Origin of the sequence: Jiulongibacter sediminis, from assembly GCF_001306455.1 — a bacterium.
Lineage (GTDB): Bacteria > Bacteroidota > Bacteroidia > Cytophagales > Spirosomataceae > Jiulongibacter > Jiulongibacter sediminis.
Genome location: NZ_LGTQ01000006.1, coordinates 451,787 through 474,943, shown reverse-complemented (window position 1 = coordinate 474,943; position 23,157 = coordinate 451,787). Strand labels below are relative to the sequence as shown.

Here is a 23,157-nt window from a genome sequence, read left to right as displayed (position 1 = left end):
AAAAAATCGGGCACCTTTCAGGCACCCGACTTCAGACTTAGGCCGGCATTGGCTCCGGCTTCTGCATTGTCCGTTTTCGCTCATACTTGCGGGTACCCCCTGCTCTGACATACTCCTCTGAGTTTTTGCCATACATGGCGGCTACGCCCACCAGCATCCGTTCAGAGAAATCGCGAAGCTCGCGTTCCTTGTACTTCAGCTGATTTTTCAGACCGTCGGCCGTCGAGAGGAGGGTATTATACTCCTCCAGCTTCTGCTCGGTATCTGCAATGAGTGATTGATAGCCGGCAACGGTTATTCCATTGCCCAGATCCAATGAAGGATCAATTGATTTGATGGCGGCCATACGCTGACCTGCCTCTTCCGCTGCACGCGAAAGTCTTTTTCGATATGCCATGTCTCCTATAATTTAAAGAGTACGTACATCAGCAATACCGCAGAATCACTATTTTTTTTCTTTAAGAATTAAAGCTGTACTTTTGAAGTCCCAATTCAAAAAAGCATTTGCTTTAAGGCCCTGAACAGTCGACTCTGTTTCGGGCTTTTTTCTTTCAGATCCATCAAGGAATCCAAACTGTATCATTCAGGTTACCTCTTTCAATTCTTTCATCGGCCAAACGGTTAGCACAACTCCTTCGTGAGCTCTCAACCAAGGTTGAAAAGGTCTTCAGGAAGTTTCGTGAGCAACAAACGCAAGATGATTTGTTGTTCGCGAAGGTTGTTGAGCTGTCAACGAACTTTCATGAAGAGCAAACGAACTTTAAAGAGCAGGTCATCAAAGTTGCGTGGAAACCAATGAAGAATGCAAAGCAGCTTTTCATTGTTCCGAATCTGCTTTCACAAAAGCGAAACCTATCCGGCCGGATAAAAGCAACCTTTAGAAGCTCCTTCTCCGACGGCCCGCCGGGTGGCACCCGACTTGCGTTACAAATATAAAACAATTCCATAAAACGAATTTAAAGAACGTTTACAACACAATCCACCATTTGTGTCATCTTGAGAACATTTAGGCCTACAGGGGCTTTAAAAGTGGCCAAATTAGTGTGCAAAATGTAACATTTTGCATCAATTCAAACGGAATTCGGAGATGTTTTGCAATAAATTTTTATGTAACTCATTGACATAAAGTAACTTAGGTCATTTTTTTTGTTTTAAATCAAAAAATTGAATTTTATGACCCAAAATCATCGATAAAGTGTGGATAAGTTTTTATCGACATTTAATTAAGTGGTTAAAAGACGCCTGCTGGTTGCAGTATTTTTTGAAATCATCAATAAGATCTCAGCAATTTAATCCGGCTAACGAAGAAGTCCTGTCAATCATAAATCACTTGACGAAGTGGTTTTTTAAATTCGTCCACAGTAGTCGGTACCGTGACCAGATATACCCTTTTTTGAGAAGTTGAATTTGGAATTTCGGTTTTAAAAGTAACATTGACAGCACGATTGAAGTCCTCGATTTCTGATTGACCTGTTTTGTCTTTTTTTGATTTTAACTCCTCAATTCTCTCGGCATTGATATCTATTCCAATCGTCCGAAACTTTTGGCCGAATGCAAGAGCCAGTGGTAAGCCGACATAACCAAGGCCTACGACACATATTTCAATATTTTGGAATTGATGATTCACTCAATCTTCCAGTAAGTTGCCAAGAGCAGTATTTTTGAGCAGAAAAGAAATCAGAAAGAAAACAACGGCCCAATTGAGATAGATATAATAATAATCGGTGACATCCCGAAGGGCAATATTTTCAAACTTTTGCTTCTCCAGAAGGTCAATTTCACCAAATACGCCGGCCAAACTTCCTTCCGAAATCGCTCTAAAAAAGGAGCCCTTGCTATCTTCCGCTATTTCATTTAAAGTACGGGTGTCCAGTTCCTGAGCATTTTGCCGACCTAGGGCTATCGAATAGATTCTAATTTGAAAAGCTTTGGCTAGTTCGGTGGCGGTTTCAGGTCCAATGGTCCCCGCAGTATTATCCCCATCACTCAGTAAAATAATGACCTTGCTGTTTCCTTTACTATCACGGAGGCGGTTTATGCAGGTAGCAATGGCGTTGCCAATGGCGGTCCCTTGTGATTGAATCAAGCCCGCCGAAAGGTTTTGAAGGTAATCGTCCAGAATCGCATGATCAGTGGTGAGCGGACACAGCGTAAGAGCCTGCCCGCCAAAGGCAACCAACCCAATGCGATCATTTTCCCTTTTGGCAATAAAGCTTCTGGCGACGCTTTTGGCCACCTCAAGTCTGTTAGGCTCTAAATCAGTGGTCATCATAGACTCTGAAATATCAATGGCCAGAACGATATCGATGCCCTCAGCAATTTCTTCCTCAACAGAAAGTACCCGCTGCGGTCTGGCCAAAGCAATAATGCCGAAAATCAAGCCGAGCCCAAAAAAAAGTGGAATGAGATACCGCAGCCAATAGAAAATAGCATTAGCACCTGCCGTTTCAGTACTCAAAACCAGCTTTTCACGATTTCGATTTGTGATTAGACCCCGAAGCAAATAAATAAATGGAACAGCCAGAATGGCATACAAATAATAGGGATTTGCCCAGATGAAACTTTTGAACGTTCCCGGCAAAAACCATTGATATGAAAGCCACTCCGGTAACATGCCTTACCGAAGATAATTGTCTACGGCACTTCTGACACTACCATATTTCAGGAGAAGTTCATTCGCTTTTTCGTAACTCAGGTCAGGAAGTTCCTGCAACACCATTTTGGTGCCCCTGTCTACCAGCTTTTCATTGGAAAGCTGCATGTCCACCATTCGGTTTCCTTTGACCTTCCCCAATCTGATCATTACAGCCGTGCTGATCATGTTGAGCACCAATTTCTGGGCAGTGCCTGATTTCATCCGGGTACTGCCGGTCACATACTCCGGCCCCACCACCACCTCAACAGGATATTGGGCGTTCTCCGCCACTTTTGAACCTTCGTTGCAAACGATGCATCCGGTAATCAATCCGTTTTCATTGGCTTTGTCCAGGCCACCGATGACATAGGGCGTTCTACCGCTGGCAGCAATACCAATGACTACATCTTTGGCGGTGATTTTGTATTCCAGCAAATCTTTCCAGGCCTGATGCTCATCATCCTCAGCAAACTCAACGGCTTTTCGGATAGCAGAATCACCTCCGGCCATAATGCCTACCACCAAACCATGCGGCACCCCATAGGTAGGGGGGCACTCAGAAGCGTCCACTATGCCTAATCGACCGGAAGTACCGGCTCCAATGTAAAACAGACGTCCGCCATCCTTCATTTTCAGAACAATCTGATTGACCAGTGCCTCTATGGCCGGAATAACCTTCTCAACAGCCAAAGGAACTGTCTTATCTTCCTGATTAATACCAATCAATAGCTCTTTGACCGATTTTTTATCTAAATCCTGATGGTTGGAGGAAGCCTCGGTCGTCATATTTAAGTCTGCCATAATTTATTTTGAGAGCTCCGCAAAGTTTTTGAAAAATAAAGGAATGGCTTCAATACCCTTATAGAAATTGAACAGGCCGTAGTGCTCATTGGGTGAATGCAACGCATCTGAATCAAGGCCAAAACCAAAGAGAATTGATTTTAAACCCAGCACTTCCTCAAAAAGGGCAACAATCGGTATGCTACCGCCACCCCGGGTAGGAACCGGCGTTTTACCAAAAGCTTCTTCCATGGCCTTAAAAGCAGCCATGTAGCCAATCGAGTCCGTCGGTGTAACATAAGGCTGACCACCGTGATGTCTGGAAACTTTGACTTTAACCGTATCCGGAGCGATGGCTTTGAAATGCTTTTCAAACAGTTCTGAGATTTCTTTCCAATCCTGATCAGGTACCAGTCGCATGGAGATTTTGGCATTGGCTTTCGAAGGTAAAACGGTTTTTGAACCTTCACCGACATAACCACTCCAGATGCCGTTAACATCCAGTGTTGGACGAATGGCAGCCCGCTCACGGGTGGTATAACCGGTCTCACCGGTTACAGCATTCACATCCAGATCATTTTTGTATTCTTCTTCATCAAAAGGAGCAGCCTCCAGAGCATCTCTTTCTTCGGCTGAAAGTTCAATGACTTTATCATAAAACCCTTCAACGGTCACCTTCCCATTTTCATCATGAAGCGAAGCAATCATTTTGGCCAGGACATTGGCAGGGTTTGCCACTGCACCGCCATATACGCCGGAGTGTAGATCACGGTTAGGACCAACAACCTCCACTTCCATGTAAGAAAGGCCTCTTAATCCTGTTTCAACAGACGGAATGTCATTGGCAATAATAGATGTATCAGAAATCAAAATGATATCTGCCGCCAAACGCTCTTTATTTTCCTTGATGAAGGTCTCCAGATTTTCAGAACCTACTTCTTCTTCTCCCTCAAACATTACTTTGACATTGCAAGGCAATCCACCCTCAGCCATCATCATTTCAATGGCTTTCACGTGCATATAAATCTGGCCTTTATCGTCACAAGCTCCACGGGCAAAAATGGCTCCGTCTGGATGTATTTTGGTTTTCTTAATTACCGGCTCAAAGGGCGGGCTGTTCCATAATTCGTAAGGGTCAGCGGGCTGGACATCATAATGCCCGTAAATCAGGATTGTCGGAAGGCTCTCATCTACGATTTTCTCTGCATAAACTACAGGGTGACCAGCTGTTTCACAAATCTCAGCTTTATCCAGACCGGCATCGGTCAGTTTTTGGGAAATCCATTCCGCAGCTTTTTGCATATCCCCGTCAAATTTGGGATCGGCACTAACAGAAGGAATTTTAAGGAATTCGATTAGTTCGTCGAGGAAGCGTTGTTTATTCTTTTCTATGTAATTGTTCATCAAAAAGTGTTTGTTGAGAACAAATCTAAGGCTTTTTAAGAGCAAAAAAGAAGTTTTTGAACTCTCGTTGGGTTGAGACCCACCGGTACCAGATACTTCCAGCCTTCGGCTATGAATTTTTTGAGATGCAGGGCTTCGACCCAATCAAATAAGGGCTGATTTGAATCGGCCCGAGATAAGACGAGTTTGATGAATAGTCGTGGCACGACCGTCTTCTTCCGAGATTAGTCCTGCCACGACTTGGTTTACCAGCTTAACTCACCGCCACCGATGGCGATGAAATAGGGGTTGAGGAGATTTTCCTTATTGTACCTTAAAGGTTGTTTTGTTTCGTAGTGGAGAACTGAACCTCCGGCTTCTTCGAGAATGATTTGCGGGCCAGCGGTATCCCATTCCATGGTAGGGGCAATGCGTGGGTAGATGTCAACTTCCCCTTCAGCAATTTTGAGAAACTTTAAAGCACTACCCATTGACTTTAGCTCCGGCTCCTCAAAGACTTCGATAAAATCATTCGTCTCCTGGTTTCTATGTGAAGCCGAAGCGGCAATTTTAAGATTTTTATCACTGGCCTTAAAGGATTTCACTTTGATCTCTGAACGTTTTCCTTCTGCATCTTCTTTGAAGGCTCCATGCCCTTCAACAGCCCAGTAAAATTCATTTTTGGCAGGCACAGCCACATATCCTTCTATCGCCTTACCATTTTTCAACAAAGCAATATTGATACAGAAATCCTGCTTCTTTTTGATGAATTCTTTGGTGCCATCTAAAGGATCAATACACCATAAAAACTCCAGAGAGGTTCTGTCCACAAGTTCTTCCGTATTCTCTTCTGATAAGATCGCAATATCAGGTCGGAGTCTCTGCAAAGCAGCCACAATCACTTCATGACTGTTCTTGTCCGCCCGTGTTAATGGAGAATCATCACCTTTGATCGTAATGTCTTTTTCAGGATCAAAGGAGTGGTAAACCTCCATGATTTTTTGAGAGGCTTCTTTAAGTATAGGAAGAATATCTTCTACTGAATGAGTCATATTATTTAGGCGGGTACTTATTTTCTGTTCCACTCAAAAGGCGTTTGATATTTTGTCGATGAGTGTAAACAAGAAGTAAAAAAAGAACAAAGCACATCAACTGAAAAAAGCGGAGCTCAGGAAGGGCAAAAAAACTGTAAATCAAAAAGGAGAAGGAGCCGGTCAAAGAGCCCAACGACACATATTTTGTCACATAAACCACGACTACAAAAACCAAAAGACAGATAAGTGCGGCCAAAGGCTGAAGTGCCAGAATAATTCCGAAAGAAGTGGCTATCCCTTTACCACCACGAAAACCCGCGAAAACGGGAAGTAAATGACCAATAACAGCTGCAAAACCAAAGATGATCAATGTTTCAGGCTCGTTTGAAAAAAACATTCTGGGAATCTGAACCGCCAACACGCCTTTCAGCACATCAATAATTAAAACCGCAAAGCCAGCCTTTTTACCCAGAACACGGAGTGAATTTGTGGCCCCTGCATTCCCCGACCCATGATCACGGATATCTACTCCATGCACAAACTTGCCATACAAAACCGCTGTGGGAACCGAACCTAAGAGATAGGCAAGAATAAGAAAAGGAAGAAACTCTGTCATGCAGTTTTCCGAGCATATTGATTGAAGCCGCAAAACTACATTAATTGTACCATTTTAAGGACACGAAACAGGCAAATTTATATATTAATCACACTTTCAGTAGATTATGACCAAGAGATCGTCTACGAAAATAGACCTATTTCAATTTTACACCTCTTTTCTTTTTCGCCATATCATGAGCAGTATCGTAATAGGAGCGAAGATTTACCCAATCAAAAATATCGGAGAAGTTCTCTGTTCTGTTTCGTTGCATGATCCTGTCACGACGGTTCATGATCACAAACTGATAAAGTTGATCGGCAAGCTGATCGGCGGCTTCATCAAAGCTTTTACTCTTTCTGTTGACCACATAAACACCCACACTTTCGTAATCTTCCATGATTTGTTGCATGAAATCACCGAAACCAGATAGATCTGAAGTAACCGTAGGAATACCACGAATAACACATTCAAGAGGTGTATAGCCCCATGGCTCATAATAACTTGGGAAAACACCCAAATGACAGCCCCTTACAAACTGACCATATTCCATCCCGAAAAGTGGGTTAGTCGGAGAAATGAAATCGGGGTGATACACAAACTTCACACGATCTTTCTCATGATTCTTAAGATTTGACTCATCAAAGAAACGGGTGATATCATCAGGTCCCTGAAGCAAGTGTGTCACCGTATGCGGCAAAGTATTGACTTTCCAGGATTGTATCGTTCTTCTCAATCTAAGCCTCCAGTATTCATCTACCATCTCATTGAGATTTGGCATGGTATGATCAGTATTTGAGGCAGATGCATAAAAAAGTTCTTCCCCAATCTGCTTCTCAATGGCCTCGCAGGTTTCTTTGATTTCTTCCATAACGGCCCTCGACTGAAGCACGCCTGGGTCTATGGATTTTATCGGATTTCTGGTAATAATGAACATCACCACATTGGTGTCCACCTTATTTTTAACCAACTTAAAATTGAGCCTTTTCAAAGCTTCAAGGGTCAAATCATAGCCTTTGTTTTTAAATTCATAACGGCCCGAGGTGAAGAAATAAAGTGTATTGTCCAGGTCCCAACTATAACTTTGGAAGAAATGACCCATCACAAATTGATTGATCTTTTGCTTATACTTCACATGCAGATTTTGGAACTCGTGCGTAGCCGCATACCGCGTAATGTTCAGGCCGTTTGGTAGAATCAGATCACATTCACGCTCAAAAAACACTTCGCATTCTTTAGCCGTAACATCACTTACGGTGGTAAGCACATGGCATTTTTGAGCAGCAGCATGCTCAATCCCCGCCTGAGCTTCTATCCCATAATTTTTTGCTTCTTCACGCCAGTTATAGGATGGCAAGTGTTCGTAAAAATTATCAACATTGCCGGCAATATATCTTCCCAGCATGGTGGCATGGGTAGTAAAAACGGTGGCAATATCCTTATTTTCTTTCCGAAGGTTAATTAACGGAATGGCAGACATCCATTCATGAAAATGGGCGGTTACCGAATATTTTTTACTGTAATCATCCACAAAAGATTTGAGGTATTCCTCAATCATATGACTGAAGGCAATAACACTATTTACCAACGGCTCGGCATTGATAGTGCTGATCTGATGATTCTCCCATAAGTCAAATTTCAACTTGTCAACATTGTCCATCATTTTACTGAAATCAAGCAAAATGATCCGAGGTCTGCCTGTTACAAGCCAGCGTCCGTAATGAACATCAAAACCGTTCTTCTGTAATTTCTTGGCTGTTTTATTGAAAATAGAATCATCTTCAATAGCATCAAATTCGATACCCGCAGTTTGCGGAAAATAGGGGCCGATGAGACAATAATCGTCTCCCCATTTTTCAACCATCGCCGGTACTTTTGACCTTATTACGGTATAAATACCACCGACCTGATTACACACTTCCCAGGCCAGTTCAAAGAGAACTTCTTTTGATTGTTCCCGAGGCTCAATTCTTACGGTTTCAGAAGATGATTTCATACATTATAATTTTGTCATAGGTTAGTCAAACAAATCGCCCGTTCTATGTTTCGGGACAATATTAAGGTGCTTGTAGGCCTTTTCTGTAGCCTCACGACCCCTTGAAGTCCTTTTCAGGAAACCCTCCTGAATCAGAAAAGGCTCGTAGACTTCCTCAATGGTTTCTGCCTCCTCTCCGCAGGCGGTTGCAATAGTACTCAGTCCAACAGGACCACCCTTAAATTTATCAATGATCGTAAATAAAATGCGATTATCCATTTCATCAAGACCATGTTCGTCAACATCGAGAGCTTCCAATGCCATTTTGGCAATATCCAGCGTAACTTTTCCTCCCCCTTTGACCTGTGCAAAATCACGCGTTCTACGCAAAAGGTTATTGGCAATACGTGGTGTTCCACGACTTCTCCTTGCTATTTCAAAAGCTCCCTCCAAGGTAATCGGAGTTTTTAGAATATAGGCCGATCGTTCTACAATAGTGCTCAGCAATTCGGCATCATAATATTCCAGTCTTGAATTTATCCCGAATCTCGCCCTTAATGGAGCCGTCAACAAGCCCGCTCTTGTGGTAGCTCCTACCAGCGTAAACGGATTGAGAGAAATCTGAACACTACGGGCATTGGGTCCGCTATCCAGCATGATGTCAATTTTATAATCCTCCATCGCCGAATAAAGATATTCCTCCACAATGGGATTCAGTCTGTGAATTTCATCAATGAAAAGAACATCGTTTTCCTCCAGATTGGTCAGTAAGCCGGCCAGATCGCTGGGCTTATCCATGACTGGCCCCGAGGTAATTTTAATACCTGCGTTTAGCTCGTTTGCAATAATGTACGAGAGGGTGGTTTTCCCTAAACCCGGAGGGCCATGCAGTAAAACATGATCAAGGGCTTCTTCCCTTTGTTTTGCAGCCTGAACGAAAATTTTGAGGTTTTCCAATACCTTAGCCTGACCCGTAAAATCGTCAAATGACGTCGGGCGTAAAGCCCTCTCAATATCCTTCTCAATCGGGCTCAGGCTTTCACTATCCGCATTCAGGTAGTCTTCTCTCATGTTGATTTATACAACCGATAATTTGTCAAAAATACAAATTGTGATGAAGGCAGCTAAGATTGGCAGAAATTTATATTCGCCTAACGTAAAATCCAGACTGAGCCCACTTCTTTTTGACGACCCCATTCCGGGAAATCAATGGCATCGTAGGTGAGCACATAAGCATAAACTCCGGTGGGTACGGGAGAACCTTTCAGTGTACCGTTCCAGGTGGTATCCAGATTATTGGTTTCAAAAACGATTTCACCCCAGCGGTTATAAATTTTGAGGTTCGGATTATCGGTGTGTTTGTAATAGAACGAAAAAGTAGGGTTCATACCTCCTGGAGTGAAAGCGGTCGGAAACTGGGTATCTGGAATACATCCAGACTCCACCAAAACGGTTTCCTGAGTACTGCATTCAAAATTATTTTCAACATCCAAAAGATAAGTATCCGGTATTTGTATGTACTGAGCCGTATCTCTGGGTCCTACAGTCAAAGGCACTCCCAAAGATGTTTGCCACAGGTATTCAAAGGTATCTCCCCCAGTTACATCAGGATCTATCACCACAGGGTCCACTGGGTTGTCTCTTAAACAAACATAAAAAGGAGGAGTCAGCGATATTTCAGGTGATGGTTTTATGTAGATGGAGTCTTCCAGAACAATCTCCGTACATTCTGTTTCCGTCAGATTGATAATCTGATTGAGAATGGCATTATCAATCACCCGCTTCACCTGTGAAGTATTATAAACCGTTATCGTTGCCTTGATTTTATTCCAACCCAACTTAGGAAAGGTATAGTTGACATTTTGCCCCTTCATAGTAGTACCATCTTCAAACTCCCATAGCACTTCATTTCGCATAGGGTCACAGATATTCTGTGTCTCTAAAGCGGTGGTAGAATTAAAACAATTTCCGAAGTAGGTTGCTGAAACACCACCCCCCTCTTGGTTTTGAGCTGCGTAAGCAACGGTAGGTAAACCAAGACCACTGGTTCCGTTTAAGTCTACTCCATTAGCTACATCAATAAATCCAACGGCAGCTGGCCCACCCTGAAAATCGGGCTCCTGAATATAAGCTATTTGAGAACCACCGTTAACGACCATGTACAGCTGTTTCCCCCGCGGAGCCTGAGGGTTTTGAGGGCCTAATTGAATAGCCCCGTATTGGTCTGTTGTTGACGAAGAAATGATTTCAATTTCTGAGGAGATTGTTGCATCATCTACCAAAAAAAGAGGAATTTGAAGCAAGTAGGATGTCTCTCCGGCTGATGGATTTCCGCTTATTGTAGCATATAAAAAGCGATTATCCTCGTTAAATGATAAACCATAAACAGAAGGTGGTGCCGAAATTCCCAGTTCAATAGAGTTAATCTGGGACCATTGCTGGGTATCAGGGTCATAGGCAAAAATCTGCACGTAATTCTGCCCATTTATCACAACACCTTGTGCCAATAATTCCTGATCCGTGCTATAAACCAAATACCCATTTTGAGATTCTTCATTCGCATAAGGTGCACCTAAAGTTTGTCTTCTGGTAATTAATCCAAGCGTATCCAAGGTCATGAATTGAAATTCAGAACCATTTTCTGAATGGGTAATCAACTCGAAACCCGCTCCGTCATTCACCGATCGTACAGCTAGCTTATCGGCAATATCATAAGCCACCGGCACATTTCTTTCCGTGATCATTCCAAGGCCTTCGTTATACCTCAGATCAATCACTGAGTAGCTTAGAAGACCGGTATCTTTATCTTTAGTGAAAACATAGTATTGGTGATGAGGGCATTCGTTACAATTGCTCTTGGGAACAATAGCCACTGCCTGAGAGGCTGTATTATTCCCGGATAAGGTGCCTAATCCTAAAGAATCAAGAATCTGCTCATCATTTCCGTCATAAATGTTTACACCATCTGTATAGAAGGCCAAAGCACCTGAAGGTCCATAGACCATTGCCGTGGCCGAGTTTGTATTTAAAGGATTTGAGCCTCCTGGAATAGGTTGATAAACCACCGAATCTTGTTCCGCTTCTCCAAAAACAGAACCAGACTCAGCCAGCGAATCTCTTTCTGCTACCTCACCTGTACCCTGAAACTCTAAAGTAGCACCATTCCCAAAATACCATCTTTCATTACCCCCGCCGCTGGATGCCGGTTCATAACAAAAATTAACTGTGATTTTGGCGGTTCTGGAGCAGCGGGTAACCTTATCAAAAACCTCGACTGAATAGCACCCGGAGCTGTCAACCGTAATGGTTTTTGTAGTATCGCCACCGGGAAACCAGAGATAGTCATAGTTATTAAGGGTCGGGTTTGTTAATCCAAAAGGATTTAAGGTTAATGGAGATCCTGAACAAACCGTAGTATCCGTAGATGGCTGCCCATTAAAAAGTGGTTGCTGAGGCATAGCCCCAACCGTTATTTCTTTTGTAACCCGTGTTTGAACTCCGGACTGGTTCGTTTTAAAAAGAGAAACCGTGTAGGTGCCGGTACTCTGAAAATACCATGTCGGGTTTCTCATTCCTCCTATTGGTGGCTGGCCGTCTCCAAAGCTCCAAACCCAATTATTGGAGGTAGAATCCTGATCAAAGAAATAAGTTGGGTTGGGGCAGCCTGTAATTTGACCTGTGTTAGGATCTCGTTCTAAATCAATAGCACAAGCCTTGCTGGCGTAAATGGTCTGAGCATACCCCTCCTTCAGACCTGCCAAAGAAATAATCCAAAGCAGCCCGGAAAACATAAAATGTTTTGGGGATATTCTCATCGTTTAGTTCAATAATTAAGGCAAAAATCGCACCAAGGACTATAGTGTATACGTTTCCTTTAGCAAGTTTGTGTCCTAAGAAAACGATCTTCACGCCTGAATATTCAAAAAATTAAGCCTGAATTCAATGCAAGTGTCTATAAAACACGGTTCTGTGGAAGAATGTTACCAAATAGCCTGTTTAATTCCTGAGTTTGCCGGAGACTCCTATCCTTTGAACGAATATGAAAATCGTCTGAATGGTAAACGCCATATTATTTTAATTGCCTTTGTGGACGGCCAGCCTGCGGGTTTCAAAATAGGTTATGAAAGTGACAAATCTGGCGTCTTTTACAGCTGGATGGGTGGAGTAATTCCGCAGTTTAGAAAAAACAGGTTGGTTACACTATTGGCTGAAAAACAGGAAGAAATTGCAAAAGAAAATGGCTTTGAAAAAATTGAATTCAAAACCAGAAACTATCTGAAACCCATGCTAATATTTGCTTTGCAAAGAGGCTTTGATATTATTCGCGTAGAACCACGGAACGAAAGCTACCAAAACCGAATTATCCTTCGGAAGCAACTCCGGTAGAATCCATTCGGATTGCTTATTTTTGCAAAAATTTGAACAAAAAGCGAATGATTTACCCGATTGTGGCCTACGGCGATCCTGTATTAAGAAAAGAATGCCGTGATATTGAAAAGGATGAAATAGATGTCAAAAAACTTTCAGAAGACATGTTTGAAACCATGTATGCGGCGTCAGGAGTAGGTTTGGCTGCTCCGCAAATAGGAAAAGACATTCGGGTTTTTGTAGTTGATGGTCAGCAAATCAATGACAATCGTGAAGAGGGTGAACCTTCGAATATTCACCTTGAAGGTTTCAAAAAAGTGTTTATCAATGCGGAAATTCTTGAAGAAGATGGTGACGACTGGCCTTATGAAGAGGGTTGCCTGAGTATCCCGGATGTAAGAGCTGATGTTTACCGCCCTGAAAAAGTGACCATTCGTTACTTTGATACTGACTGGAACGAGCATACTGAAGTTTACGAAGATATTGCTGCCAGAATAATTCAGCATGAATACGATCATATAGATGGCATTCTGTTTACCGATCATGTTAGTCCTTTGAAAAAGCAGATGCTTAAAAAGAAGCTTACTAATATCTCTAAGGGTAAGGTCAATGCCGATTATAAAATGAGGTTCTACAAAAAGTAAATCATGAAAGACATACTCTCCGTCTGCCTTGTTCAACCTGATATCCACTGGGAAAGTCCGGAAGCCAACAGGGCAGAACTGGAAGAGATGTTGAGTGAAACAAATGATCAGACCGATCTGATTATTCTGCCGGAAACCTTCTCAACCGGTTTTACATCAAAAGCGAAAGAATTTGCCGAACCCATGAATTTCAACACCCATAAGTGGATGAAACAGATGGCCGCCCGGCACAACGCTGCTATCTGTGGCTCTCTGCTTATCCTGGAAGATGAGAATGTTTTCAATCGACTTTTGTTTGTGAAACCCGACGGCGAAACGTCTAAATACGACAAAAGACACTTATTCAGCATGGGTAATGAGGGCAAGCAATTCACCGCTGGTCAGGAGGCTATGACCGTTGAGTGGCATGGTTGGCGAATTCGTCCATTAATTTGTTATGACCTTCGCTTTCCTGTTTGGTCAAGAAATACACCGGTTCATTATGATATCGGTATTTATGTCACTAACTGGCCTGAACCACGTATGGAGGTATATAATACCCTTTTGAAAGCTCGTGCCATTGAAAATCAGACCTATATTCTTGCAACAAACCGTGTGGGTTCAGATGGAACAGGTATAAATTATGTTGGTGAAACTCAGGCTATTGATGCAAAAGGCACCATTATTGATAAACTACAAAGCAACCCCGGACTACTTCAGGTGCATCTCTCAAAAATAGCATTGGAAGAGTTTCGTGAGAAATTTCCCGTTTCAAAAGATGCGGATTCATTTTCGCTGGAAAATTGAATCTTGTTGAGAAATTAGGAAAATCTGTTCGGGTCTCTATTTTTGTAGATTCATTGTATCAACCTCGTTTATAAGAACGCCTTTGAGTAAACTTTAACTTGAGCCTGAAAATTAAAATACTACTTACCGGCCTGTGTGCATTTTGCTGGTGCTTTTCCCAAGCTCAGGAAATGGTAATTGAGGTTCTTCAACAAGGCAATTCGTACAGTGACTCTTCCTATTACGATATTCTTCAGGTCAAAGACGACTACTGGATTTGCGGTAAATATGGCACTCTGAAAAAATATACGGCTGACGGTCAATTAACAAATATCAGTTACCCCTCAAAAAATCTGGATATCTACAAAATGGATATGCTTGACGAGGAAACGATTATTGCCAGTGGCGACAAAGGCGTTATTTACACCCATAACTTGAATAATGGAACCTGGACAAGCCGGCAGATAGCAGGATACGAAGACGCCTGTTTTTATAATCTGGCTGTAATGTCTCCCGATAAAATCTATATCAGCGGAGGCAATTCAAAAATTGCTCATTCCAAAAAAACAGTCCCTGAGGGTTTTATTCTGGAATCTATTGACGGAGGCATTACATGGAAAGAGATTTATTCCAATCCGTTCAAAATGGTCTGGTGTGTGAAGAAAAATCCGTTTGACAACCAGCTCTATGCTTTAATGTATACGCTGAATAAAACGCACCTTTTCAAGCTGGAGGAGGGCCAATGGCAAAAGCAGGAGAAAATTGGCAACAGTATTTTTCATGAAATTCAATTCACCTCAGAGAAAGACTATATCGCCACCGGTGGATGGATTGGTAAAAAAGGAAGGGTTTATTTCAATGACAAACAAGTGGTGATGAACCACTCAGGCCTCATTTGGGGAAGAACAGCAAACGCCAAATATGAGCTTTACCCGGCCTGCAACGGTCAAATCGTTCTTGGAGACCACCATGGAAACCACAAAGTTTTCGGTAAAAAGCTGCATAAAGATTTCAGTATTTATGAAGCGGTGTTTACTTCAGAAAATACGGCCATTGCCATAGGCTCGGCCCGAACTTTACTCAAGCTCACCATAAAAGAGAGCTAAATACTTCTGTATAGCCTGAGCCACTAAAGCGGTGGTATAGGCATCGGATTTAAAATACAGAGCATTTCTCACCACGGTACCGCCAGAAAAAAAGACTCCGCCGTTCCAGTGGATTCCTTTGTCATCTCTGATTTCATGGGTTAGAATAAATTCAAGAGCCTTATCAATATTTTCTTTTGGAATTTCTACTCCGGCTTCTTTGAGGTTCAACATGGCTTCCAAAGCATAAACAGTGCTTTGCAGCACATCCTTCTTGTTGACCTTCTTTCGACTAAAAAAAGATCCGTCCATGTTTTGCGAAGAAATCAGATGCATTTTAAGAATGTTGGCTTCATGAGCTAATTCCTCAAGGAAATAGGGATACACTTTTGAGATGGTGTAGTGAATATAAAAGCGATTGGGATAGTAGATTCCTGCTCGGCTCCATCTTTCCTTCCCCACTACATATTTCAATAGGTTCACCGCTCCTTCTTTCCCTAGAGATTCTTCTAATTGACCCGTCTTTGCCAGAAAATTGAGCACATTACAATTCACGACGGCATCGATATCATTGGCTCCCCAGGGAACATAGCTATCATAAGGGTGAGGGAAGCAGCTGCTAGCCGGTAAAAAAAACACCAGATTATGAGCGACCTGCCACGGGAAACTCCAATGCTTAAATTGTACCTCCGGGGCCAGCCAGGTCATATACGCATTACTTGGCCGTGGTATTTTATGGATATAATTAAACCAATGGTAATTGTTCCTGTTTCTGTCTATATACGAATCGTAAAGATTTTGCGAAGGAATTTTCCGTTTAATTGAAAAAACTTCGTTAGCATAAAATAAGGCGAGATTACCGGTTGAAGTATCGTCGGCATCGTTTGCTATATCAGCAGCATTATTGATGAAGCGTGTTTTAAGCTCAAAATTAGTAGGTCTGTGGGCCAAATAATTCTCAGGGTGTGGTTCCTTTCGACTCAATGGAATATTTGGCTCTAGTTTTTTCCAAAAGTTGAATGTAAGACTATCCCTATAGCTTAATAACTCCGGCAGGGCGAGTTCAAGCATCGGTAAGATCTCTTTCTTTGAGGAATCTTTAAGGTAAATTTCAGCCAAGGTGTTAAAAACATTGGCTTGCGTAAAGCAATTGGAGTCACGAAAAGGTATTGCCTTACCCAAGTATAGAAAACGGTTTTTCAGACCCATGGTTGAAGGCCATTCTCCTCTGAAAATACTGTCCCCTACTGTTTCTTTCTCCTGTGCATTGGCGAGCCACTCAAGCGAATCATGGATCTTATTTTCAAGCTCGATTTTATCAAACTGAGCAAAAGAAGATCTGAAAGACCCCAAAAGGAACAGAAAAAGAAAAAAATTACGCATTGATCTGGTGAAGCTGATCAGCAATTTTACGGTCGTTTGAAAGCCTTGGCACCTTATTTTGTCCACCCAGCTTACCTATGGATTTCATATAATCGATGAAAGAATTTCTTCTCAAAGAATTAACAACAAGGGGCTTCAGAATACTACCGACGATCAGGTCCTTATAGTACACGTTTAGTTTGACAAGTTTTTCATCCAGGTCTTTTGCAAAGGCTTTCATGTCATTAGGTTCGCTGGCAAACTCAATCAGCCATTCATGATAAGGTAGGCCCTCTTTTGGAGTTACCATTGGAGCCACGGTGAATTCTACAATCTCAACTTCAGGATGCAGCTCACAGGCGTACTTCATTGCTTTCTCAACTTCCTCACCAATGACATGCTCCCCAAAAGCCGAAATAAAGTGCTTAATACGACCCGAAACGATAATTCGGTAAGGATCAAGTGACACAAACTTGACTGTATCTCCTATGGAATAGCCCCAAAGACCGGCATTGCTATTGATTATCAGGGCGTAGTTTTTATTCAACTGCACATCCTCAATACTCAAACGTGTTGGATTCTCGTCAAAATATTCTTCAGCAGGAATAAACTCATAGAAAATACCATCATTCAAAAGCATTAAAAGACCCTCTGACTCGAATTTATCCTGATAGGCGATAAAACCTTCTGAGGCTGGATATAGCTCAATAGAGTCAATCTTTTTTCCGATAGACTCAAATAGCTTAGCCTTATATGGCTCAAAATTGACACCCCCATAAACAAAAAGATCAAAATCAGGGAAAACATCTTTGATCTGCTTACCGGTTCTCTGCTGAATTCTATCAAAATACATCTGTACCCATGGCGGTATTCCGCTAATCAGGCTCATTGGTTGATCAATCGTTTCATCAATGATTTTCTCCAGTTTTTGTTCCCAGTCATCAATGCAATTCGTCTCATAACTAGGCAATTGATTTGTTTTCAAATAGCCTGGTACATGATGATTTGATATTCCCGAAAGTCTACCGGTGTGCACGCCGCTTTGCATGGTCATTTCAGGGCTTCCGGATAGAAAAATGAGTTTATGATCCAAAAAACGGCTGTTTCCCGTTTCATGAATATAATTGAGCAAGGCATTTTTAGCAGAGCCAATATGATTCCCAATCGAATCTTTACTAATTGGGATATACTTTACACCTGAGGTTGTGCCCGATGTTTTAGCAAAATAAAGGGGCTTACCCGGCCAAAGGATATCATTTTTACCCTCCAAAATTTGCTCGACATAGGGTTTTATCCCTTCGTAATCATTGACCGGAACAGCGTGTTTGAAATCTTCATAGGTGTTGATATCACCAAACTTATGATCCTTCCCGTAAACCGTCTGACTCGCTTTGTGAACAATCTTTTCCCTCCAGCTGTGTTGGGTTTGCACAGCATTTTGCATCCATTTTTTTTGTTGTGATGCCGTTATGGCGGCTAAAGGTTTACTCAGAAATGATTTTATGCCCATAGGTTTTCAAAAAATTCAAACAAACTTAATCCTTAAAGCAGACAAAAAGCGAAGGTTTTGATTGAATTTAAAAAGAAAAAGCCCCGCAAACTTTCATTTGCGAGGCTTTCAATTTCTTAATGATCCTGATTATGCTTCAGCGTCTAAAACCGCTTCGGCCAAAACCAATACTTTATTATTTGAAACTTCAATCACACCACCATCTACCAATAAGGTTTCTGATTTTCCTCCTTGGTCATAGGTCAGATTTCCTTTAGCAAGAGTACTCACTAATGGAGCGTGATCTTTCAGAATCTGAAATTCACCATTTTTACCGGGAAGGGTCACTACTGAAACCTCACCGTTAAAAACGTTTTTATCTGGTGTTATAATTTCGAGAATCATAAATCTTAATATTTCAGACTATTCCGGTAAGATGAATGACTAAAAAGTCTTTTGTCTTACGTCCTGTGTCTCGTGTCTATTTTCTTTACTTATTAGCTTCAGCAAGAAGTTTCTCACCCTTGGCAACTGCATCTTCTATGGTACCTACAAGGTTAAACGCAGCTTCAGGAAGGTGATCATACTTACCATCCATGATGTCGTTAAAGCCTTTGATGGTGTCATTGATGTCAACAAGAACTCCTTTCAAACCTGTGAACTGCTCGGCCACAAAGAATGGTTGAGAAAGGAAACGCTGCACACGACGAGCACGAGATACAACCAGCTTATCTTCATCTGAAAGTTCTTCCATACCAAGAATAGCGATGATATCCTGAAGTTCTTTGTAACGCTGAAGAATGTTTTTCACACGCTGAGCAGTGTCATAATGAGCATTACCCAAAGCCTCCGCTGAAAGAATTCTTGAAGAAGAATCCAATGGATCCACCGCAGGGTAGATACCTAGCTCAGCAATCTTACGAGAAAGTACTGTGGTAGCATCCAAGTGAGCAAACGTTGTTGCCGGAGCCGGATCAGTCAAGTCATCAGCAGGTACGTAAACGGCCTGTACCGAAGTAATTGATCCGTTCTTTGTAGAAGCAATACGCTCCTGCATGGCACCCATTTCAGTTGCCAATGTCGGCTGGTAACCTACGGCTGATGGCATACGACCTAAAAGGGCTGATACTTCAGAACCCGCTTGGGTAAAACGGAAGATATTATCAATAAAGAACAAGATATCACGTCCTTTTCCTTCGCCATCACCATCACGGAAGTGCTCCGCTACAGTAAGACCAGAAAGGGCTACACGTGCACGTGCTCCCGGAGGCTCGTTCATCTGACCGAAAATAAAGGTAGCCTGAGAATCCTTCAAAGCATCTTTATCAACTTTGCTAAGATCCCATCCGCCTTCTTCCATTGATTTTTTGAACTCTTCGCCGTATTTCACGATACCAGATTCAATCATCTCACGAAGCAGGTCGTTACCTTCACGGGTACGCTCACCTACACCGGCGAATACAGAAAGACCTTCATATGCTTTTGCAATGTTGTTGATCAGCTCCTGAATCAATACTGTTTTACCAACACCTGCACCACCGAACAAACCGATTTTACCACCTTTTACATAAGGGGCAATCAGGTCAATTACTTTGATACCTGTATAAAGTACTTCTGTTGCTGTTGCAAGCTCTTCAAATTTCGGAGCGGCACGGTGAATTGACATTCCCTTGGTGTTTACTTCCCCAAGACCATCAATAGCCTCTCCAACAACGTTGAAAAGACGACCTTTAATTTCTTCACCTGTAGGCATTGTGATTGGTGATCCCAGGTGGGTAACATCCATTCCACGCTGAAGACCGTCGGTAGAGTCCATCGCAATGGCTCTAACTCTATCTTCTCCCAGGTGTTGCTGGGTTTCCATGATTACTGTCTGTCCATTTGGCTTTACCACAGAAAGGGCATCCAAAATAGCAGGAATCTGCGAGCCTTCACCTTCAAAGCTAACGTCCACAACGGGCCCAATTACCTGAGAAATTTTACCAATGTTTGCCATTTATTATAAATTTATGCTTATCAGTCTTGATTTTCGGAGTGCAAAATTAAAAAGTCCTTAAAAGAAAACAAATTAAGGCCTTTCAATTTTTGGATTTTTTTAAGACATCTTTCTCAAAAAGTAGCGAAAAATTGGAGGATTATCAGAAAGTCCCGATTCTCTTTTGTCTGGAATCAAAAAATATGAAAACAAACAGGAGTAAATAAGAGAAGGCTGTTAGCCAAAGATTCTCTTTCACCATTTCTATATGGTATGCCTCGTAAGACAGAAAAATAAGGCCAGACCAGGCCAGCGGATATTTTAAGTGAGTTAAAAATGATAGACCCATCAAAGGAATAATGTACCAGGGATGCACAGTAGTACTCATCAATAGGTGAATTGAAAGGATCAGCACAACAGCTTCCAAAAAAGATTTCGCCTGCGAAGAAATCAAGATTATTAAAAACAGATCTATCAAAGCCAGTGCGGTACCCAAATATTGAATGGTATTGAAACCTGTTAAAGCAAAGCCAATTTCTCGGAGCAAATAATACAGGCCTGCATTAAACTCAAAACTGTGAAAATAGAGATCAAGAGAATCGCCAAAATTGACAAAAAACTGAGGGCTGTAGAAGGGTATAAACAGGATTATATTCACAATCAAAACAAAAAGCGAAAAAACCAGCCCCTTTTTGAGCCCGAGTTTCCTCAGAATTAATGGCAAAAGGATTAAAGGAATGAGCTTTACTGAAACAGCCAAACCAAATAGAACTGCGGACCAACTGATACTTTTTGATTTCAGAAAAACGAAATAAGAGCTCAAAAGCAGAGATAAAACAACAACCTCAAAATGTAGGTTACCTAAACTTTCGATCAGAATAAGAGGATTGAAGGCTAACCAATAAAGGTCAATTTCGTCTTTTTTTAATAAGCTCAATATTTTGCGAAAAAAATAGAGCCCCGATAGCATTGACAACATAATAAAGAGTCGCAGCCAAAAGATATTTAACTCTTCGCTTCCTCCTGCCAAAAAGGCTGAAATCGCAAAAATGTATTGCTTGAAAGGGGGGTAAACGCTGTAATACTGAGGAGAATTGAGTTTCGGAAATAAATCAGGGTACGAACCAAGTTCAGAGGGTAAATACAGAAAAGGATTTATGCCGGAGATTGACAAGCGACCATCCCAAATAAATCGATAAACATCATCTGAAAGAAGAGGTACTTTAAAGAAAAGCGGTATTGAACAGGCCAGGAAGAAGATCCAACCCTCTTTTTTTTGAATCAGGTTCTTCCCCGGATTGAAAAGATAAATGAGAAAAACAAAGGCATAGATTGTGAACAACAGGCCAAACTGACTTCTGCTATCTGGAATACACGCATATGCCAGATAACCCGAAAAAAGCAGGAAATAGAACAATCTGGACATAAAAAAACCGCCAATTGATAATTGGCGGCCAAGTTAGGGTTAAATATAGGTTGTTCAAATGTTATTGCTGGGCCAGTTTGGCCTCGATGGTCTGCTGCGTATGAGGTACAGCTCTCAATCTCTCAGCAGGAATCAGTTTCCCAGTATCCTTACAAATACCGTAAGTGCCATTTTTGATCCTTATCAAAGCCGCCTCTAATTGCGTAGCAAATTTTGACAATCGACCAGCCGACTGATTCAAACGCTCCTTTTCACGCATATCCGCTCCATCTTCCAAGGTCTTACTTCCAACCGCCGTATTGTCGGTCCCGTTATCATCCTGACGACTTAGGGTGCGTTTTATGAATTCAATTTCACTTTTTGTGGCGTCCAGCTTCTTGAGAATAATGGCTTCAAACTCAGCAAGCTCGCTTTCGGTGTAATGATTTTTCTCTGCAACTTCTGACATAATTCTTTCGATTATTGAGCCGTGCTCTTTATTTGGCCGCAAATATAGATGTAAGAATAATGCTAACAAACCAGAAAACGAATATTCTTGACAAAGTACAACAAAACAGAATAGTTCTTTTAAATAATTATGGAACCAATAGGAGGTGTTCAATATGCGTTTTGAAGAATATTATTTCTAAAATTAATTATTTTTCCATCTTTTATTCTTCATTCATATTCTTAGATATATTAGGCTTTTTCTTAGATAAATCAATGAAGCATTCATAAAAAAAGGCCTTACGGCCTTCTTTTGAAAAATAATAAATACTTACTCTTAATTTAAGCTAATGACTTCTAAGTCAAAGGCAATAGGTGTATTAGGAGGAATGCTCCCGGAGCCTTGTGTACCGTAAGCGTATTCAGATGGTATAAGAATAGTCACCTTCTCCCCTACCCTCATTTTTGTAAGAGCATTCTCAAAACCTGTAATTAATCCTCCACTTCCCACTGTGTAATCAAAGGTTCCTTCATCAAAAACCTCCTTTCCCTTCGTAATAAAATAGCCTTTATATCTGAGATTGATATCATCGCCTGCTTCAACGTCTTTTGTTTCCGGTCGGTCAGCTGATTGGCGAACCACTCTCACTCCGATATTCGTTACCTCAGGCTCTCTAAGATTATTACTTGAAATAAACCAATCCATCAACTCAGTTTCTGAGTACATTTTAATGACTTCCATTTCAAGTTGAACCGGTTCCCATTGTCCAAGACCCGTTAGGCTTGCCGGGGGGGTACCCCCAAAAGCGTATACAGAGGGAATAAAGAAAGTCCCCTTTTCCCCTTCTCTCAGCGTATTCAATGCAATCAAAAAACCCTGAAATATGGATAAGTTATAATCAAAGAAAAGGGAATCTTCCGCCGCAACTTTGTACAATTCAGCACCTGCCAGCGTTGAAAGTTTCCAAGACACATGAACTCGGTTTAAGCCGTTCGCAGCTTCTCCCTGAGGGTTTTCCTGAGTAATTTTCCAAAAAATTCCTGTATTGAGATCCTCATCGAAATCTGTCAAATTCTTAGCATCAAGATGTGCCCGTATTTCAGCCACATTTTCTTTTTGATACTTCTCTAAATCATTCTCAACAAAACCTTTGCCGCAGGCCATAAAAAGAACCGGCAGCGATAAAAGTGCAAACTTCAAACCTTTCATATACT

General features: G+C 41.7%; 21 protein-coding genes. 4 read left to right on the top strand and 17 right to left on the bottom strand.

The genetic code is table 11. From position 1 onward, the window contains the following. Positions 1-37: 37 nt before the first annotated feature. The 10 genes from AFM12_RS07975 to AFM12_RS07930 form a co-directional block, all read right to left on the bottom strand. Positions 38-397: a hypothetical protein gene (locus tag AFM12_RS07975; protein ID WP_055146355.1), complete on the bottom strand. Its 360-nt coding sequence runs from the start codon at positions 395-397 to the stop codon at positions 38-40. 918 nt (positions 398-1,315) lie between these two features. After that, positions 1,316-1,627, bottom strand: a complete 312-nt coding sequence (locus tag AFM12_RS07970; protein WP_055146352.1) for a nucleotide sugar dehydrogenase — start codon at positions 1,625-1,627, stop codon at positions 1,316-1,318. Continuing rightward, on the bottom strand, positions 1,628-2,614 hold the full coding sequence (locus AFM12_RS07965) for a VWA domain-containing protein (protein WP_055146349.1): 987 nt from the start codon (positions 2,612-2,614) through the stop codon (positions 1,628-1,630). 3 nt (positions 2,615-2,617) lie between these two features. Continuing rightward, positions 2,618-3,436 (bottom strand): N-acetylmuramic acid 6-phosphate etherase, encoded by an 819-nt coding sequence (gene murQ, locus AFM12_RS07960; RefSeq protein WP_055146347.1) that lies wholly within the window; start codon positions 3,434-3,436, stop codon positions 2,618-2,620. A 3-nt stretch (positions 3,437-3,439) separates the two neighbouring features. After that, entirely contained in the window at positions 3,440-4,819 is a 1,380-nt protein-coding gene (locus AFM12_RS07955) for a dipeptidase (RefSeq protein WP_055147827.1), read from the bottom strand. A 245-nt stretch (positions 4,820-5,064) separates the two neighbouring features. Further along, positions 5,065-5,850, bottom strand: coding sequence for a 3'(2'),5'-bisphosphate nucleotidase CysQ (gene cysQ / locus AFM12_RS07950; protein ID WP_055146344.1), 786 nt, complete (start codon positions 5,848-5,850; stop codon positions 5,065-5,067). A gap of 1 nt (position 5,851) precedes the next feature. Next, a complete protein-coding gene (gene plsY, locus AFM12_RS07945) occupies positions 5,852-6,448 on the bottom strand; it encodes a glycerol-3-phosphate 1-O-acyltransferase PlsY (RefSeq protein ID WP_055146341.1) in 597 nt (198 codons plus the stop codon). A 136-nt stretch (positions 6,449-6,584) separates the two neighbouring features. Further along, entirely contained in the window at positions 6,585-8,423 is a 1,839-nt protein-coding gene (locus tag AFM12_RS07940) for a glycosyltransferase family protein (RefSeq protein ID WP_095533206.1), read from the bottom strand. A gap of 21 nt (positions 8,424-8,444) precedes the next feature. After that, complete coding sequence (ruvB, locus tag AFM12_RS07935; RefSeq protein ID WP_055146338.1) at positions 8,445-9,473, bottom strand: Holliday junction branch migration DNA helicase RuvB; 1,029 nt, start codon at positions 9,471-9,473, stop codon at positions 8,445-8,447. A gap of 80 nt (positions 9,474-9,553) precedes the next feature. Further along, positions 9,554-12,217 (bottom strand): T9SS type B sorting domain-containing protein, encoded by a 2,664-nt coding sequence (locus tag AFM12_RS07930; RefSeq protein WP_082391242.1) that lies wholly within the window; start codon positions 12,215-12,217, stop codon positions 9,554-9,556. 127 nt (positions 12,218-12,344) lie between these two features. On the opposite strand from AFM12_RS07930, the gene AFM12_RS07925 reads away from it, so the two are divergent. The 4 genes from AFM12_RS07925 (at position 12,345) to AFM12_RS07910 (ending at position 15,285) form a co-directional block, all read left to right on the top strand. Continuing rightward, a complete protein-coding gene (locus AFM12_RS07925) occupies positions 12,345-12,788 on the top strand; it encodes a GNAT family N-acetyltransferase (protein ID WP_055146332.1) in 444 nt (147 codons plus the stop codon). A 47-nt stretch (positions 12,789-12,835) separates the two neighbouring features. Beyond that, positions 12,836-13,414, top strand: a complete 579-nt coding sequence (def, locus tag AFM12_RS07920) for a peptide deformylase (protein ID WP_055146329.1) — start codon at positions 12,836-12,838, stop codon at positions 13,412-13,414. Between the two features lie 3 nt (positions 13,415-13,417). Beyond that, complete coding sequence (locus AFM12_RS07915) at positions 13,418-14,200, top strand: amidohydrolase (protein ID WP_055146326.1); 783 nt, start codon at positions 13,418-13,420, stop codon at positions 14,198-14,200. A 98-nt stretch (positions 14,201-14,298) separates the two neighbouring features. Continuing rightward, a complete protein-coding gene (locus tag AFM12_RS07910; RefSeq protein ID WP_157687326.1) occupies positions 14,299-15,285 on the top strand; it encodes a WD40/YVTN/BNR-like repeat-containing protein in 987 nt (328 codons plus the stop codon). Here the strand turns inward: AFM12_RS07910 and AFM12_RS07905 are convergent. The 7 genes from AFM12_RS07905 to AFM12_RS07875 all read right to left on the bottom strand — a co-directional run bounded on the left by AFM12_RS07905 (position 15,256) and on the right by AFM12_RS07875 (position 23,152). Next, a complete protein-coding gene (locus tag AFM12_RS07905; protein WP_055146321.1) occupies positions 15,256-16,647 on the bottom strand; it encodes a prenyltransferase/squalene oxidase repeat-containing protein in 1,392 nt (463 codons plus the stop codon). The two genes, AFM12_RS07910 and AFM12_RS07905, sit on opposite strands and share 30 nt — an antisense overlap. After that, positions 16,640-18,136, bottom strand: coding sequence for a GH3 auxin-responsive promoter family protein (locus AFM12_RS07900; protein ID WP_055146318.1), 1,497 nt, complete (start codon positions 18,134-18,136; stop codon positions 16,640-16,642). Before AFM12_RS07900 ends, AFM12_RS07905 begins: the two co-directional genes overlap by 8 nt. Before the next feature lie 129 nt (positions 18,137-18,265). Continuing rightward, a complete protein-coding gene (gene atpC, locus AFM12_RS07895; protein WP_055146315.1) occupies positions 18,266-18,520 on the bottom strand; it encodes an ATP synthase F1 subunit epsilon in 255 nt (84 codons plus the stop codon). Between the two features lie 85 nt (positions 18,521-18,605). Then, positions 18,606-20,111 (bottom strand): F0F1 ATP synthase subunit beta, encoded by a 1,506-nt coding sequence (atpD, locus tag AFM12_RS07890; RefSeq protein WP_055146312.1) that lies wholly within the window; start codon positions 20,109-20,111, stop codon positions 18,606-18,608. Between the two features lie 142 nt (positions 20,112-20,253). Then, the gene (locus tag AFM12_RS07885; RefSeq protein ID WP_055146309.1) at positions 20,254-21,516 is read right to left on the bottom strand and encodes an MptA/MptB family glycosyltransferase; all 1,263 of its coding nucleotides are present in this window, start codon (positions 21,514-21,516) and stop codon (positions 20,254-20,256) included. Between the two features lie 61 nt (positions 21,517-21,577). Beyond that, complete coding sequence (locus AFM12_RS07880) at positions 21,578-21,964, bottom strand: TraR/DksA family transcriptional regulator (protein WP_055147821.1); 387 nt, start codon at positions 21,962-21,964, stop codon at positions 21,578-21,580. Between the two features lie 315 nt (positions 21,965-22,279). Continuing rightward, a complete protein-coding gene (locus AFM12_RS07875; RefSeq protein ID WP_055146306.1) occupies positions 22,280-23,152 on the bottom strand; it encodes an FKBP-type peptidyl-prolyl cis-trans isomerase in 873 nt (290 codons plus the stop codon). Positions 23,153-23,157 lie beyond the last annotated feature (5 nt).